The organism is Nocardia sp. CDC159 (genome assembly GCF_023740735.1).
GTDB lineage: Bacteria > Actinomycetota > Actinomycetes > Mycobacteriales > Mycobacteriaceae > Nocardia > Nocardia pulmonis.
In genome coordinates this window covers 69,912-84,823 of sequence record NZ_JAMRXH010000022.1, presented here as the reverse complement: position 1 = coordinate 84,823, position 14,912 = coordinate 69,912, and the positions used below count along the sequence as shown (strand labels likewise).

Genomic DNA, 14,912 nt, shown 5'->3' with positions numbered 1-14,912 from the left:
CGGGATGTGTTGTGCTACTTCCGGTCTCGCGACCGCCTGCGAACCTGGTCGAACCACACGGCCGCCACCAGCACCACGCTGACCGCGATCGGCTGCCAGAACACCGGCACCTGGGCGATGACGAAGCCCTTGCGCAGCACCGACGGGATGAACACCCCGATGACGGTGCCCAGCACCGATCCCACGCCGCCGAACAGGCTGGTGCCGCCGATCACCACACCCGCGATGGCGTCGAGATTGTCGGTGCCGTGCCCGCCGATGGTGGTGGTGCCGAAGTAGGCCAGATTCATGAAACCGGCCAGCCCTGCCAGTGTTCCGGTCAGCAGATACACCAGCACCAGATGCCGGGTCACGCCGACACCCGCCCGGCGCGCGGCCTCGGCGTTGGAGCCGATGGCGTAGGTGTAACGGCCGAAACGCGTGGTGTGCAGCAGCCATGCGCCGAACAGCGTGACCGCCGCGGCCACCAGCACCAGGATCGGCACTCCGCCCAGCAGCGTGCCGAATCCCAGTGAGTCGCGCAGCTTCCCGGGCACCGTGCGGGTATCGACGCCGCCGGTGATCAGCTGCGCCGCGCCCAGCGCCGCGCCGAACGAGCCGAGCGTCACGATCAAGGGCGGAATCTTGGCCTTGGCCACCAGAATTCCGTTCAGTAGGCCCCAGAACGCCCCGCCCGCAAGCGAACCCACCAGTCCGGCCGCCACGATGCCCCAGCCCGCGTGCGTGGCGTCCTGACCGGGGCTGAGCCATTCCATGAGCTTCGACCCGATCACGCCGGAGAAGATCAGCACCATGCCGACCGACAGGTCGATACCGGCGGTAATGATCACGAACGTCATGCCGATCGACAGCACCAGCAGCACCGCGGTCTCGATTAGCAGCGTCTGCAGGGTGAATCGGGTCGGGAACTCGTCGGGCCGCAGGATCGAGAAGGCGGTGTAGAGCGCGATCAGCACCAGACCGATCCACAGGGTGCTCGCGCCCGTGAGTCGTTGCCATCGGGTGCGTTCCGGTAACTGGGCCGTCTCGGCACCGTTGCTCATGCCTCGTCCTCGTTTCGCACCGCACCCGTCATCGCCCCGACCAACTGCTCGAGCGTGGCGTCGGAGCCGAACCGCGCGACCCGCCGCCCCAGCCGCAGCACCTCGATCCGGTCGGCCACCGCCAGCACCTCGGGCATGTTGTGGCTGATGAGCACGACCGCGATGCCCTGATCGCGCACCCGGCGGATCACCTCGAGCACCCGCTCGCGCTGCACCACACCCAGCGCCGCGGTCGGTTCGTCCATGAACACCACCTTGCTGGCCCACATGACCGCGCGGGCCACCGCGACGGTCTGGCGCTGACCGCCCGACAGCGCGCCGATCGGCACGTCCGCGCGCGGCAGCGTGACGCCCAGACGCTGGAAGTGCTCGGCCGCCTGGGTTTTCATGGCCCTGCGGTCGAGCATGCCGAGCCTGCCCGGCACGCCGCGGCGGAGCAGTTCGCGACCGAGAAACAGATTCGCCGCCGGGTCCAGATCCGGTGCGACGGCCAGATCCTGGTACACGGTCTCCACGCCGAGGCGGCGCGCGGCCGTGGGTGAGGGCATCCGCACGGGCTCCCCGTCCAGCAGGATGCGCCCCTCATCGGGCTGTTCGGCGCCCGAAAGGCATTTCACCAGAGTGGATTTGCCCGCACCATTGTCGCCGATGAGCGCGACCACCTCACCGGCGTCCACCCGAAAGTCGGCTCCCCGCAACGCCTCCACACCGCCATAGCGTTTGACCAAGCCCTCGGCTTCCAACACCGCGGATCACCCCGTCGACATCGACCACGCGGACCACCGGCCCGCCCGCCCGATGGTAGTGACGCCCAACGGGTCCCACGGCGGAATCGAGGAAGATCATCGAGACCCCAGTTCCGGGGGCTCAGTGCGCCCCGCCGAGCTCGAGTGCCAGCACCCCGAGGATCACCAGCGCGATGCCGCCCACCTGAATCGCGGTCAGCGTCTCGTTCAAGAACAGCACCCCGATCGTGGCGACCGCGGCCACCCCGATCGCCGACCACACCCCATAGGCGACCCCGATCGACATGCCCCGCTTCAGCGCCTGCGACAGGAAGAAGAACGCCGCCACATATCCGATGACCACGACGATCGAGGGCACGAGCTTGCTGAATCCCTCGGACAGTTTGAGCGAGACGGTCGCCGAGACCTCGGACACGATGGCCAATGCGAGGAGCAGGAAGGTCATGGCCGCAGGATAGTCACCGCGCACCTCACCGGTCCCGCTCGGCCATCGCCGCCGCCAGCTGCTCGAGGGCGGTGTCGATCTCGTCGCGGTCGATGACCAGCGGCGGCGCGAGCCGGATGATCGTGCCGTGGGTCTCCTTGGCCAGTACGCCGCGGGTCAGCAGGCGTTCGCTCACCCGGCGGGCGTCGCCGTCCAGTTGCAGCCCGGCCCACAGCCCGCGGCCGGTGACGGCCTTGACATCGGGCAGGGCGCCCAGCCGGGCGTGCAGATGCGCGCCGAGTTCGCGGGCGCGGTCCTGGAATTCGCCGGTGCGCAGCATGGCGACCACCTCGCGGCCGACCGCGCAGGCCAGCGGATTGCCGCCGAAGGTCGACCCGTGCTGGCCGGGGCGGAACACCCCGAGGATGTCGGCGTCGGCGACGACGGCGGACACCGGCACGATACCGCCGCCGAGCGCCTTGCCGAGCAGGTAGATGTCGGGGACGACGTTCTCGTGGTCGGCGGCGAAGGTGGCGCCCGTGCGGCCGAGTCCGGCCTGGATCTCGTCATCGATCATCAAAATTCCGGCCGCGGTGCACAATCGGCGCACCGCGGTCAGAAAACCGCTCGGCGGCACGTTGACGCCCGCCTCACCCTGGATCGGTTCGAGCAGCACCGCGACGGTGCGATCGTCGACGGCGGCGCGCAGCGCCTCGATATCGCCGTAGGGCACCGTCCGGAAGCCGGGTGTGAAGGGGCCGAAGGAGTTTCGCGCGACCGGATCGTCGGAGAACGAGACGATCGTGGTGGTCCGGCCGTGAAAGTTGCCCTGGAAGGTGATGATCACCGCCTCGTCGGCGGGCACGCCCTTGACCTCGTAACCCCATTTGCGCGCGGTCTTGAGGGCGGTCTCCACCGCCTCGGCCCCCGAATTCATCGGCAGCACCATGTCCTTGCCGCACAGCTGGGCCAGTTCCCGCATGAACGGTCCGAACTGGTCGTGATCGAACGCCCTGCTCACCAGCGTGACGCGGTCCAGTTGCCGCTTGGCCGCGGCGATCAGCCGGGGATGGCGATGACCGAAGTTCACCGCCCCGTAGGCAGAGAGCATATCCAGATAGCGGTTACCCGCCACATCGGTCACCCAGGCGCCCTGCGCCTCGGTGACGACCACGGGCAGCGGATGGTAGTTGTGCGCGGAATACGCTTCGGACAGGCCTCGGAAGTAGGCGGTGTCGGGCACGGTTGACGTCCTCCCTGACGGCGATGGACTGGATTTCGGTACAGATCGGTGCGCTTGGCCGCGGCCTCGCAGGCGAGCATCCGCTGGTGGGCGGCCTCCCCCAGCTCGGCCAGCAGGGCCTCGCCCTCCGAGGCGGGGGCGCTGTAGAGGGTCAGTGGCGAGGCGTCGCGCTGCTCGGGTTCGGTGCCCAGGGCCTGCTCGAATTCGGGGAATCCGGTGAATCCGAGCCGACGGCGGGAAATCTCCGAGACGTTGCCGGATGGTGTCGGCCAGGCTGGGTCGGCTCACCCGCGGTTCCCTTTCTGTCGGTGTGCCGAGGGTATCGGCACCGGCGGCGGCGCCCGTCACTCGGCGGAGATGCCGCTCCGGCCCACACCCTCGGCCGCGACGAGGTGGCTCTGCTGCGCGCTGGACGTAACAGCAACTGCGTCCCGGGTCGCGGCGGACGCGGGCCGAGATCCGCACCTTCGGCCGTATACTCGACACGATCCGGTGGAGCGCCGAAATATCTTCCGCATCAACTGGTTTCGCCCTTGCCGGACGTTCATCGGGAAGTCGGGGGCCGGTAACCCGGCCACGGTGCCATGAGAGACCACGCCACGCCAGGAGGAAACGTCATGTCCGGCAATATTTCTCGTCGCAGCGTTCTGATCGGTGGGGCGGCGGCCGCCGGAGTGCTGTCCGGCGTGCTCGGCCACCGGGTGTCGCAGGCCGCGCCCACCGGATTACCCAATCCGTTCACCCTCGGTGTGGCGTCGGGGGATCCCTCGGCCGACGGGGTGGTGCTGTGGACGCGGCTGGCGCCGCAGCCGCTGGCCGAGGACGGCATGGGCGGAATGCCGAATCGGGTGGTGCGGGTGGACTGGGAGGTGGCCGCGGACGAGGGCTTCCGCACCATCGTGCAGCGCGGAACCGCTGATGCGGCACCGGAATTGGGGCACAGCGTGCACGTGGAGCTCGCCGGGTTGCGGCCGGGTGCGGAATACTTCTACCGCTTCCGGACCGAGGGTCACCTCTCCCCCGCGGGGCGCACACGCACCGCGCCCGCGCCGGGCGCACTCGACGGTCTCGAGCTGACCATGTGCTTCGTCTCGTGCTCGCAGTACGAGCACGGCTACTTCACCGCCTATCGACGCCTCGCCGAGGACCACCCGGACCTGGTGCTGCATCTGGGCGACTACATCTACGAGTACAAGGCGGGCGACTACCAGGTCCCCGGCGGCAATCCGCGCGACCACGCCGGTCCGGAGACCGAGACGCTGGCCAACTACCGCCAGCGCCACGCCCAGTACAAGACCGATCCGGATCTGCAGGCCGCGCACGCGATCGCGCCGTGGGCGCCGGTCTTCGACGATCACGAGCTCGACAACAACTGGGCGAATATGGTTCCCGAGAGACCCGAACGTCCCCAGCCGAATTTCGCGGCCCGCCGCGCCGCTGCCTTCCAGGCGTACTACGAGAACATGCCGCTGCGCGCGTCCGCGCGGCCACGTGCGACGACCATCCAACTGTACCGGCGCATCCACTGGGGCGCGCTGGCCACCTTCCACATGCTCGACACCCGCCAGTACCGCGACGACCAGGCCTGCGGCGACGGGCTGAAGACCTGCCCGGAGCGCCGCGCCGCCAACCGGACCATCGTCGGCGCCGATCAGGAACGCTGGCTGCTGGATGGATTCCGCGAGTCGCGGGCGCGCTGGGATCTGCTGGGCCAGCAGGTGTTCTTCGCCCAGCTCGACGTCCAGCCCGGCCCCGGGGAGACGAACAATATGGACGCCTGGGACGGCTACGCCGCCAACCGCGATCGCGTCGTGCGCGGCTGGGTCGACGCCAAGGTGCGCAACCCGGTCGTGCTGACCGGCGACGTGCACACCGCCTGGGCCGCCGATATCAAACAGCGCTGGGAGGACCCCGCATCCCCGATCGTCGGCTCCGAACTCGTGGCCACCTCGATCACTAGCGGCGGTGACGGCTCGGAATTCCGCGGCGACACCGAGATCATCCGCCTGGAGAATCCGCACATCCGCTACTTCAACAACCGCCGCGGCTACGTCCGCACCCGGATGACCGCCGACCGGATGCACGCGGATTTCCGTGCGGTACCGTATGTTTCGCGGCCCGGCGCACCGGTGCAGACCAAGGCGAGCTTCGTCATCGAGGACCGCAGGCCGGGTCTGCATCCCGCATAGGCGTCACCACGGGGGGAGATACGCATGGAGCACAGGCGATTTCGCGGAGCGCGGGTGATGTTCGTCCTCGCCACCTGCGCGTATGTGGTGGTTCAGCTGGTGGTCGTGGCCGCTTGGCCCGTACCGTACCGGTTCCTGGACCACACCATCAGCGATCTCGGCTTCACCACATGCACGGTGCAGCAGCGTCCGGCGGGTGTGCTGGAAACGTGTTCGCCGCGGTACGCGCTGTTCAATATCGGCAGCGCGGTCGGCCTGGTCCTGCTGGCGGCGGCCGCGATCGGTCTGCGCGCCGCGATCGAATCCCATTGGGCGCGCTACGTTTACATCGGGCTGTGGATCGTATGCGCGGCGAGCGCGGTAGCGGTCTCCGCGGTGCCGGGCGATGTCGACCTCGGCCTGCACGTGCTGGTCGCCCTGCCGCAATTCTTCGGCCAACTGGCCGTGCTCCCGTTGACCGCCTGGGCGATGCGAAACCGCGCGCCCCGCTTCGCCGCGGCCGCTGCGGTCGCCGCCGCGGTCACGGCCGTGGGATTCGTGGCCTTCTGCTTCGCGGTGATCGGATACGGGCCCATCGGACTCACCGAACGCCTCGCCCTGGAATCGGTCTTCGGGTGGGCACTCGCGGCGGCGGTGTTCGGCCCGGGGCGTCGACGAGCCTTGACCGAAGCATGCCGAAAACATAACGAATACAAGAAACCAGCAATATCCCAGTAACGCCCTCGTGCAGAATCCGGATGAATACGGCACACCGCCCAGCATCGGCGGCTGGGCGCCGTTCTAGGAGCACAGCGATGCGTAGTACACGCACCCGGATATGCACGGTGGGATTGTTTGTCGCCGCCGCGGTCGTGGCCCTGACGACCTCGGCGAACGCGGCCACCAACGATCCGCTGTATGCCAAGCAATGGGGGCTCACGCAGATAAACGCGGAACAGGCATGGGCGAAAAGCACCGGCGCCGGTGCCGTCATTGCGATTGTCGATACCGGAGTCGATCTGAGCCATCCGGACCTGCAGGGCAAACTCGTTCCCGGCGCCACGTTCGTCAATTGCCCGCAGGGGCAGCGGCCGTGCGGCGACGGTGATTGGCGGGGCACCGACGGCATCGGGTCGGCCACCGACGTGCACGGCACGCTCGTCTCGGGTGTGGCGGCCGCGGCGACCGGCAATGGCATCGGCATCGCCGGGGTCGCGCCCGACGCCAAGATCATGCCGGTGAAGGTGCTGGAGGACACCGGCACCTACGAGGATGTCGCCGACGGGGTCCGCTGGGCCGCCGACCACGGCGCCGACGTGATCAACCTGAGCCTGGCGGGCCTGCCCAACGACCAGCTGCTGACGATGCTCGGCCTCGAGACACGGCTGCGCGACGCGATCGAGTACGCGGTGAACAGGGACATCGCGGTCGTGGCGGCGGCGGGCAACTTCTCGCTGCCGATCTGCTCGGATCCGGCGTTCACCCGCAATGTGATCTGCGTGATCGCCACCGACCGCTTCGAGCTCAAGGCCTGGTACTCGCAGTTCGGCCTCAAGGCCGATTTGAAACTGGTCTCGGCGCCCGGCGGCCTGGGACTGCCGGGGCTCTGCGACGAGAACGTGTGGTCCACCACCGCCCAGGGCACCGGCGTCGCGTCCTGCGGCCAGCCCGATTACGACGCGCAGTCCGGCACCTCGCTGGCGGCCCCGCACGTCTCCGGCGTCGCGGCGCTGCTGGCCGCCCAGGGCCGCGGCCGGGCCGAGATCTACCACGCGATTCTCAGCACGGCACGCACCCCGAACGTCCTCGGCCTCGTGGTGCGCGGAATTTACAACCCCGTCTACGGCTTCGGCATCGTCGACGCCGCGGCCGCTGTCAACTCGTGATCGCTTTGCGCCGGTGACGATTTCGCCGGACCGGCCGGGCCATCGATGGGATAGTGATCCCTGTGGCCCGGCTTCACGGCGTTGTCGCCATCGCAGTGTGCACCCTGTTCATCGCGGCCTGTCAGGGTGGGGAACCAGCGCAGCCACCCCCGGCCGAAACCGTCACGCCGACAACCGGACTCGGTCTCGACGACCGGAAGATCACCCTGGATTTCGGCGGCAAGCAGCGTAGTTATCTGGTGCACCTGCCGCCCGGCCACGACGGCACGACCGCGGTACCGCTGGTCGTCGTGATGCACTACTTTCCGGGCGATGCGGCCGGCATCGCCACGACCTCGCAGTGGAACGCCAAGGCGGACAAGGAGAATTTCATCGTCGTCTACCCCGAGGGCTACAGCTCGGCCTTCAACGCGCTGATCTGCTGCGGATCCGAGGACGATGTCGGATTCATCCGGACGGTCGTGGGCCAGGTGGTCGACGAGTGGAAGATCGATCGAAAACGCGTGTACGCCACGGGAATGTCCAACGGCGGCGATATGTCGTTCAAACTCGCCGTGGAACTGCCCGGCACCTTCGCCGCCATCGCGCCCGTCAGCGGCGGATTCATCGGCCCCGCCGCGGCGGATCCGGCCTACCGCCCCGCGCGGCCGGTCTCGGTGATCACCTTCCTCGGCGGAAAGGACCGCTACTACGGCCAATTCGACGCCGGCATCGCACAGTGGCAGCAGCGGCTGGCCTGCGCCCCCGACGGCCCGCCGCAGCAGCGGACACACGGCATCACCGTCAGCACCGCCCGCTGCGGCGACGGCAGCGACGTCGCGGTCTACCGCCTGCCGGATATGGGTCACGCCTGGCCCGGTGGCGCGCGCAGCAGCCACTCCGATCCCGAGGCCGGGGTGAACGCCACCGACCTGGCGTGGGACTTCTTCCAGGCCCACCCCGCGGCATGACGCGAGAACTCAGCCCAGCCAATTCCGGGCCGCGGCCGCGGCCTGCCCGACCTCCTCGAGCTGGCGCGCCACCTGCGCACCGGCCGTGCCGCCCCGCGCATCGCGGGACGCGATCGAACCCTGCACGGTGAGCACCTCGCGGACCTTCGGGGTGAGCGCCGGATCGATCGCGGCGAACTCCTCGTCGGTCAGCTCGTCCAGGCCGACGCCGCGCGTCTCGGCCGCGCGCACGCACGCCCCCGCCGCCTCGTGCGCAATGCGGAACGGAACACCCTGGCGGACAAGCCATTCGGCGATGTCGGTGGCAAGCGTGTAGCCCGCGGGGGCGAGTTCGGCCATGCGGTCGGTGTGGAAGGTCAGGGTGGCGACCAGGCCCGCGATCGCGGGCAGCAGCAGTTCCAACTGGGCCACCGAGTCGAACAGCGGCTCCTTGTCCTCCTGCAGGTCCCGGTTGTAGGCCAGCGGCTGCGCCTTGAGGGTGGCGAGCAGACCGGTCAGGTTGCCGATCAGTCGGCCCGCCTTGCCCCGGGTCAGCTCGGAGACGTCCGGATTCTTCTTCTGCGGCATGATCGACGAGCCGGTGGACCAGGCGTCGGCGAGGGTGACATAGCCGAATTCCGGTGTGCTCCAGATGATCACCTCCTCGGCCATGCGCGACAGATCGACCGCGATCATGGCCAGGACGAAGGCCGCCTCGGCGGCGAAGTCGCGGGCGGAGGTGGCGTCGATCGAATTGGCCGCGGCCGCGTCGAAATCCAGTTCGGCGGCGATGGCCTCGGGGTCCAGCCCGAGCGAGGATCCGGCCAGCGCGCCGGAACCGTACGGGGACACCGCGGCGCGCTTGTCGAAATCGCGCAGCCGATCGATATCGCGCAGCAGCGGATGCGCGTGCGCGAGCAGGTGATGGGCCAGCAGCACCGGCTGGGCCGCCTGCAGATGCGTCTTGCCCGGCATCACCGCGTCCGGATGCGCGGCCGCCTGCGCGACCAGCGCGTCCACCACGTCCAGCACCCCGGCCGCGACCCGGCGCACCCCGTCGCGCAGCCACATCCGGAACAGCGTGGCCACCTGATCGTTTCGTGACCGGCCCGCCCGCAATCGACCGCCCAGCTCCGCGCCGACCCGCTCGATCAGCCCGCGTTCCAGCGCGCCGTGCACGTCCTCGTCCGACTCCGCCGGACCGAACGCACCGGAATCCACATCGGCGGCAAGGCGATCCAGTCCGGCCAGCATGTCGGCCAGATCGCCCTCCGAGAGCAGCCCGGCCTTGTGCAGCACGCGCGCGTGCGCCTTGGAGGCGCGAATGTCGTAGGGGGCCAGCGCCCAGTCGAAGTGGGTCGACTTGCTCAGCGCGGCCATCGCCTCGGCGGGCCCGGACGCGAACCGTCCGCCCCACAGCGCACCCTGGTTCGTGCTGCCGCTCATTGCGTGTCGTCTCCTCGCGGTCGTATCGCGGTCATCAATATGTGCCGGTCGAGTTCCGGCAGGGCCGTGTCGTGCACCTCGCGGCCGCGGCCGGCCAGGACATCGGCGGCGGGGCGGTCGGACACCGTCCACCCGTGCTCGGCGAACCAGTCGCGCGGGTCGGAGCGGTCCTCCATCGAGTACCAGAGCCTCTCGACCTGGTCCGGAATCGCCGAAACCGGTTCCTGCGCATCGCCGTCCGCCGTGAGCGGCCGCGCGCCCCGACCGGTGTTCAGGGCGATCCGGCTGCCCGGTGCGCTGAGCGCGGCGATATTGTCGAACAGCCGGTCCTGCGCCTCGGCGGGTAGATAACGCAGCAGCCCCTCCGCCAGCCATGCGGTTGGCGCCGCCGGATCGAAGCCGCTGTCCCGCAATATCTTCGGCCAGTCCTGACGCAGATCCACCGCCACCTCGCGTAGCTGTGCACCCGGTCGCTCACCGGCGAGCGCCTTCGCCTTGAACTGCAGCACCTTCGGCTGATCCAGCTCGAAAATGACCGTGCCAGCGGCCCATTCGAGCCGATAGGCCCGTGCGTCCAGACCCGAGGCCAGGATCACGATCTGCCGGATACCCGCCGCCACCGCGGCGGCGAAATAATCGTCGAAGTAGACCGTGCGGGCGGTCACGAACGCGGCCATCGGCCCGTACTTGCGGTCGAGCTCCGGATCGATCGGCTCCCCGTCGCGCAGCAGCCGACTCCAGCCGGGACCGACCGCGTCCACCAGCAGGGCCGCGTACGGGTCGTGAAACAGCGCGTCCGGCCGCCGGGATTCGGCCGCCCGCAGGGCCGCGACGCCGACAGCCGTGGCACCCACGCTCTCGCTGATATCCCAGCTGTCGTCGTCGCTCCGCATGGGCGCAGGCTACTACTTCCTGCTGAGATCCCGCCGCGCCGCGACCTTGGACGACAGGCCGTGGATCTGCACGAAGCCCTTGGCCAGCGACTGGTCGAAGGTGTCGCCCTCGTCATAGGTGGCCAGATTGAAGTCGTAGAGCGACTCCTCGCTGCGGCGGCCGTTCACCACGACGTTCCCGCCGTGCAGCACCATCCGCACCTCGCCGGAGACGTGCTGCTGGGTGCTGGCCACGAACGCGTCCAGCGCGCGCTTGAGGGGGGAGAACCACAGGCCGTCGTACACCAGCTCGCCCCAGCGCTGCTCGACCTGACGCTTGTAGCGGCCCAGCTCACGCTCGATGGTGACCGCCTCGAGCTCCTGATGCGCGGTGATCAGCGCGATCGCGCCCGGGGCCTCGTAGATCTCGCGGCTCTTGATGCCCACCAACCGGTCCTCAACCATGTCCAGACGGCCCACACCCTGGCGGCCCGCGCGGGTGTTGAGCTCGGTGATGGCCTCGTAGACGCTGACCGGGCGGCCGTCGATGGCCACCGGCACACCCTTGTCGAAGGTGACGATCAGCTCGTCGGGTGCCTCGAAGTTGATCGTCGGGTCGACGGTGTAGTCGTAGACGTCCTTGGTCGGGGCGTTCCACAGATCCTCGAGGAAGCCGGTCTCGACCGCGCGACCCCACAGGTTCTGGTCGATGGAGAACGGCGACTTCTTGGTCACCGTGATCGGCAGGTCGTTCTCCTCGGCGAAGGCGATGGCCTTCTCCCGGGTCCAGGCGTAGTCGCGCACCGGCGCGATCACGTTCAGATCCGGTGCGAGCGCGCCGATGCCGACCTCGAAGCGGACCTGATCGTTGCCCTTACCGGTGCAGCCGTGCGCGACCGTGGACGCGCCGTGGTACTCGGCCGCCTCGACCAGATGCTTCACGATGAGCGGGCGGCTGATCGCCGAGACCAGCGGATAGCGGCCCATGTAGAGGGCGTTGGCCTGAATCGTCGGCAGGCAGTACTCGTCGGCGAACTCGTCGCGCGCGTCGACCACGATCGCCTCGACCGCGCCGCAGTCCAGCGCGCGCTGGCGCACGACGTTCATGTCCTCGCCGCCCTGGCCCAGGTCGATCGCGACGGCGACCACCTCCGAGCCGGTCTCCTTGCCGATCCAGCTGATGGCGACGGAGGTGTCCAACCCGCCGGAGTAGGCGAGTACGACGCGATCGGCCATGTCAGTAGCTCCTCAGGTTTCGTGTGCAAAGCTTGCCCCCGCTTGCAAATGATTATGCATGATGATGCAAGCTCATTCATAATCGGGGGTGCAGCCGCCCACCACCTGGGCGATAACGCCCTCGTCCCGACCCGAGATGGGAGAGCCTGGAAGAGGCACTATCCAGGCGCGGGAAGGATCGGGCGATGCTTTCGAACTGGGGTACCTCCTTCTACGAGATCGGCACCGACATTCTGGCGATCGGGCAGGCCGCGATCCGGCTCATCGCCGACCTCATCGACCTCGGCGGCGCGGGCTACGGCGGCGGCAACACCTATCCGCCGGGGCAGTATCCGCTGGCCTGAACCGGCTCAGTCGAACCGCACCACACCCTGCACCGCGAGGGTGGACAAACCCTTGGTGCCACACTTCGGGTTCTTCTGCGTGCCCACCGACAGCAACGAGATCTCATCACCCTTCGGCTCGCCGTCGGTGACGGTGGCCTTCAGCACCATGCCCGAGGAGGAATTCGGCGCGATCTTCATCTCGATCGCACTGGTCGCACCCTCGACCCAGCCGATGGTTCCCGTGCCCGCGGCGGAAATCGCCAGCCCGCACCGCGCATCCTCGGCGGCGATCGCGGTCGCCTGAGCGGTGGCCTTGACCGTGGCCGAGCTCAGATCGCCGTGCCGCCCGTTGAGCGAGGTGCAGTCCCGCAGCGTGCCGGTGACGGTCATCTCGGCCGAGGCGCCCGCCTTCAAGGCCGGTTCGAAGGCGAATTCGAGATTCGCCGAGCAGGCCAGATCCCCATCGGCGGCCCGCACCGGCGCGGCGGGCAGCACCAGCAGCGCCGCGCCGATCGACGCGGCCGCGAGCACACCCCACAAGCGTCGTACCGTCATGACCGACTACCTCCAACCTCAGTGCGTGACAAGCCTTTTCGAAACACCGCAAGGCCGGACTCAAGGTACAACGGGCACGCCCGCGAGCGGTTCGATTTGGAAGACGCACTGGGCAATGCCCGCACAGCGCAATAGGGGGTTGCGAGCCGACATCGGGCGCCGTACGCCATTGACCTACCGGGGACCCGCCCGCTGGCGGTGCAGCCGTGGTCCGATTCGGCGACGCTGCGGCGACTGTCCGGCGGCTATCGGCTGATGGGCAAGCTCATGTCACTGCTTCCCGCGCTGCGCGGACTGTCCCAGTACCACCGCTACGCGTTCTGAGTCTCAGCCGAGGTCGCGGTAGTAGTAGTACATCGGTTCCGGCGCACCGGGTTCGATATTGCGGAAGCCGTGCGCCTCGTAGAAGCGCCGGGCATCGAAATCCACGCCGTCGACATTGACCTCGAGCGATTCCGCTCCGCGCGAGCGCGCCAGCGCGCAGGCCGCCTCCAGCAGCGCGTGCCCGAATCCGTTGTTACGCAGATGCGGTCGCACATACAGCTCGTCGAGCAGCGCGACCGGACCCTCGTACCACACCGCGGGCCGAAAGGTCACCACCGCGATCCCGGCGGCCGGTTCCCCGGTGATCAACACGCACAGCTCGTCAACGGCGAGCAGCCGTCGCAGATTCGCCGCGAGCGCCTCGGGACCCGGTGTCGGCGTGTCGAATTCGCGATTGAAGTCGTCCAGCAGCCGCGCGACGAGCGCGGCATCCCCGGGCGTCGCCCGCCGCACCGCATGGTGGTGATCCGAGCCGGTCGTCATCGCCTCCCCGCTACCCCGAACGCGCCCGGTCGAGCAGGCGCACGTGCGCGGGCCCGAGCTCCTCGATCGCGCTCACGCCCAGCAGCTTCATCGTGCGGATCAGCTGGGAGCGCAGGATTTCGATGGCGCGGTCCACGCCGGGCTCGCCCCCGGCCATCAGCCCGTACAGGTACGCGCGCCCGATCAGGGTGAACCGTGCGCCCAGGGCCAGGGCCGCGACGATATCGCCGCCGTGCATGATGCCGGTGTCGAGATGGATCTCCAGGTCGTCGCCCACCTCGGCCCGCACCGCGGGCAGCAGTTGCAGCGGCACCGGCGCTCGATCCAGTTGGCGGCCACCGTGATTGGACAGCACGATGCCGTCGACGCCCAGGCCCGCCAGGCGTTTGGCGTCGGCGACGGTCTGCACGCCCTTGACCACGACCCGGCCCGGCCAGCGCTCGCGCAGCCAGACCAGATCGTCGAAGCCCACGGTCGGGTCGAACATGGCGTCGAGCATCTGTCCGACGGTGCCCGACCAGCGGTCCAGGGAGGCGAAGGCGAGCGGTTCGGTGGTCAGGAAGTCCCACCACCAGCGCGGTTTGCGCAGGGCGTCCAGCGCGCCGCCGAGGGTGATCGAGGGCGGCACCGTCATACCGTTGCGGGCATCGCGCAGCCGGGCGCCGCCGACCGGCACATCCACGGTCACCAGCAGCGTGTCGAAACCCGCCCGCGCCGCGCGATCGACCAGCGCCAGCGAGCGCTCGCGGTCCTTCCACATGTACAGCTGGAACCAATTGCGCGCCCCCGGACCCGTTGCGGCGGCGAGATCTTCGATCGCCGTCGTCGCCATGGTCGACAGCGCGAACGGAATTCCGGCCCGCTCGGCCGCCCGCGCTCCCGCGATCTCGCCCTCGGTCCGCATCATGCGGGTGAACCCGGTCGGCGCGATGCCGAACGGCAGCGCGGCGGGCTTGCCCAGAACCGTTGTCGTGGTGTCGGTCTCGGCCACATTGCGCAGAATCGCGGGCCGGAACTCGATATCCTCGAAGGCCTGGCGCGCCCGCCGCAAGGTGATCTCCTCGTCCGCGGCCCCATCGGTGTAGTCGAACGCCACCCGCGGCGTCCGCTTGCGCGCCAGCTCGCGCAGATCCCAGATCGTCTGCGCCCGGGCGAGTCTGCGCGCGAGGCCCGGGAACGGCCGCTCGAATCGCACCAGCGGAGCCAGCTCCCGAGGTCTGGGCATACGGCG

The 14,912-nt window shown here is 69.1% G+C and carries 16 protein-coding genes; 6 read left to right on the top strand and 10 right to left on the bottom strand.

From position 1 onward, the window contains the following. Positions 1–14: 14 nt before the first annotated feature. The 4 genes from NDR87_RS33375 to rocD form a co-directional block, all read right to left on the bottom strand. Positions 15–1,043 carry an ABC transporter permease gene (locus tag NDR87_RS33375; RefSeq protein ID WP_251917826.1) on the bottom strand — a complete coding sequence of 343 codons (1,029 nt, stop codon included), beginning with the start codon at positions 1,041–1,043 and terminating at the stop codon, positions 15–17. Continuing rightward, positions 1,040–1,789 carry an ATP-binding cassette domain-containing protein gene (locus tag NDR87_RS33370; RefSeq protein ID WP_251917827.1) on the bottom strand — a complete coding sequence of 250 codons (750 nt, stop codon included), beginning with the start codon at positions 1,787–1,789 and terminating at the stop codon, positions 1,040–1,042. Before NDR87_RS33370 ends, NDR87_RS33375 begins: the two co-directional genes overlap by 4 nt. 121 nt (positions 1,790–1,910) lie before the next feature. Further along, positions 1,911–2,234 (bottom strand): multidrug efflux SMR transporter, encoded by a 324-nt coding sequence (locus tag NDR87_RS33365; RefSeq protein WP_251917828.1) that lies wholly within the window; start codon positions 2,232–2,234, stop codon positions 1,911–1,913. Between the two features lie 25 nt (positions 2,235–2,259). After that, entirely contained in the window at positions 2,260–3,456 is a 1,197-nt protein-coding gene (gene rocD / locus NDR87_RS33360) for an ornithine--oxo-acid transaminase (protein ID WP_251917829.1), read from the bottom strand. A gap of 617 nt (positions 3,457–4,073) precedes the next feature. Here rocD and NDR87_RS33355 point away from each other — a divergent pair. From NDR87_RS33355 to NDR87_RS33340, 4 genes are all read left to right on the top strand, one after another. Continuing rightward, complete coding sequence (locus NDR87_RS33355) at positions 4,074–5,645, top strand: alkaline phosphatase (protein WP_251917830.1); 1,572 nt, start codon at positions 4,074–4,076, stop codon at positions 5,643–5,645. Between the two features lie 24 nt (positions 5,646–5,669). Further along, positions 5,670–6,362 (top strand): DUF998 domain-containing protein, encoded by a 693-nt coding sequence (locus tag NDR87_RS33350; RefSeq protein ID WP_251917831.1) that lies wholly within the window; start codon positions 5,670–5,672, stop codon positions 6,360–6,362. Positions 6,363–6,439: 77 nt separating this feature from the next. Beyond that, the gene (locus NDR87_RS33345) at positions 6,440–7,510 is read left to right on the top strand and encodes a S8 family serine peptidase (RefSeq protein ID WP_251917832.1); all 1,071 of its coding nucleotides are present in this window, start codon (positions 6,440–6,442) and stop codon (positions 7,508–7,510) included. Positions 7,511–7,572: 62 nt separating this feature from the next. Further along, entirely contained in the window at positions 7,573–8,460 is an 888-nt protein-coding gene (locus NDR87_RS33340; RefSeq protein WP_251917833.1) for a PHB depolymerase family esterase, read from the top strand. 9 nt (positions 8,461–8,469) lie between these two features. On the opposite strand, the gene argH is transcribed toward NDR87_RS33340, so the two are convergent. Genes argH through NDR87_RS33325 form a run of 3 tightly spaced genes read right to left on the bottom strand, consistent with a single transcriptional unit; the run spans position 8,470 to position 11,993 of the window. Then, positions 8,470–9,885: an argininosuccinate lyase gene (gene argH / locus NDR87_RS33335; RefSeq protein WP_251917834.1), complete on the bottom strand. Its 1,416-nt coding sequence runs from the start codon at positions 9,883–9,885 to the stop codon at positions 8,470–8,472. After that, positions 9,882–10,778 carry a class I SAM-dependent methyltransferase gene (locus tag NDR87_RS33330; protein WP_251917835.1) on the bottom strand — a complete coding sequence of 299 codons (897 nt, stop codon included), beginning with the start codon at positions 10,776–10,778 and terminating at the stop codon, positions 9,882–9,884. The genes argH and NDR87_RS33330 overlap by 4 nt, the downstream gene beginning before the upstream one ends. 12 nt (positions 10,779–10,790) lie before the next feature. Beyond that, positions 10,791–11,993, bottom strand: a complete 1,203-nt coding sequence (locus NDR87_RS33325) for an argininosuccinate synthase (protein ID WP_251917836.1) — start codon at positions 11,991–11,993, stop codon at positions 10,791–10,793. 185 nt (positions 11,994–12,178) lie between these two features. Between NDR87_RS33325 and NDR87_RS33320 the strand changes: the two genes are divergently transcribed. Continuing rightward, the gene (locus tag NDR87_RS33320; protein ID WP_251917837.1) at positions 12,179–12,337 is read left to right on the top strand and encodes a hypothetical protein; all 159 of its coding nucleotides are present in this window, start codon (positions 12,179–12,181) and stop codon (positions 12,335–12,337) included. Positions 12,338–12,343: 6 nt separating this feature from the next. On the opposite strand, the gene NDR87_RS33315 is transcribed toward NDR87_RS33320, so the two are convergent. Further along, complete coding sequence (locus tag NDR87_RS33315; protein WP_251917838.1) at positions 12,344–12,874, bottom strand: hypothetical protein; 531 nt, start codon at positions 12,872–12,874, stop codon at positions 12,344–12,346. 198 nt (positions 12,875–13,072) lie between these two features. Between NDR87_RS33315 and NDR87_RS37510 the strand changes: the two genes are divergently transcribed. Beyond that, on the top strand, positions 13,073–13,198 hold the full coding sequence (locus tag NDR87_RS37510; RefSeq protein WP_286014335.1) for a hypothetical protein: 126 nt from the start codon (positions 13,073–13,075) through the stop codon (positions 13,196–13,198). Positions 13,199–13,201: 3 nt separating this feature from the next. Here NDR87_RS37510 and NDR87_RS33310 read toward each other — a convergent pair whose 3' ends face one another. Beyond that, entirely contained in the window at positions 13,202–13,681 is a 480-nt protein-coding gene (locus tag NDR87_RS33310) for a GNAT family N-acetyltransferase (protein WP_251917839.1), read from the bottom strand. 10 nt (positions 13,682–13,691) lie between these two features. After that, a complete protein-coding gene (locus NDR87_RS33305; protein ID WP_251917924.1) occupies positions 13,692–14,906 on the bottom strand; it encodes an alpha-hydroxy acid oxidase in 1,215 nt (404 codons plus the stop codon). Positions 14,907–14,912 lie beyond the last annotated feature (6 nt).

Coding starts and splice junctions, on each gene's coding strand:
- NDR87_RS33375 (WP_251917826.1), bottom strand. CDS start 1,043: ATGAGCAACGGTGCCGAGACGGCCCAGTTACCGGAACGCACCCGATGG.
- NDR87_RS33365 (WP_251917828.1), bottom strand. CDS start 2,234: ATGACCTTCCTGCTCCTCGCATTGGCCATCGTGTCCGAGGTCTCGGCG.
- NDR87_RS33355 (WP_251917830.1), top strand. CDS start 4,074: ATGTCCGGCAATATTTCTCGTCGCAGCGTTCTGATCGGTGGGGCGGCG.
- NDR87_RS33350 (WP_251917831.1), top strand. CDS start 5,670: ATGGAGCACAGGCGATTTCGCGGAGCGCGGGTGATGTTCGTCCTCGCC.
- NDR87_RS33345 (WP_251917832.1), top strand. CDS start 6,440: ATGCGTAGTACACGCACCCGGATATGCACGGTGGGATTGTTTGTCGCC.
- argH (WP_251917834.1), bottom strand. CDS start 9,885: ATGAGCGGCAGCACGAACCAGGGTGCGCTGTGGGGCGGACGGTTCGCG.
- NDR87_RS33330 (WP_251917835.1), bottom strand. CDS start 10,778: ATGCGGAGCGACGACGACAGCTGGGATATCAGCGAGAGCGTGGGTGCC.
- NDR87_RS33325 (WP_251917836.1), bottom strand. CDS start 11,993: ATGGCCGATCGCGTCGTACTCGCCTACTCCGGCGGGTTGGACACCTCC.
- NDR87_RS33320 (WP_251917837.1), top strand. CDS start 12,179: ATGCTTTCGAACTGGGGTACCTCCTTCTACGAGATCGGCACCGACATT.
- NDR87_RS33315 (WP_251917838.1), bottom strand. CDS start 12,874: ATGACGGTACGACGCTTGTGGGGTGTGCTCGCGGCCGCGTCGATCGGC.
- NDR87_RS33310 (WP_251917839.1), bottom strand. CDS start 13,681: ATGACGACCGGCTCGGATCACCACCATGCGGTGCGGCGGGCGACGCCC.
- NDR87_RS33305 (WP_251917924.1), bottom strand. CDS start 14,906: ATGCCCAGACCTCGGGAGCTGGCTCCGCTGGTGCGATTCGAGCGGCCG.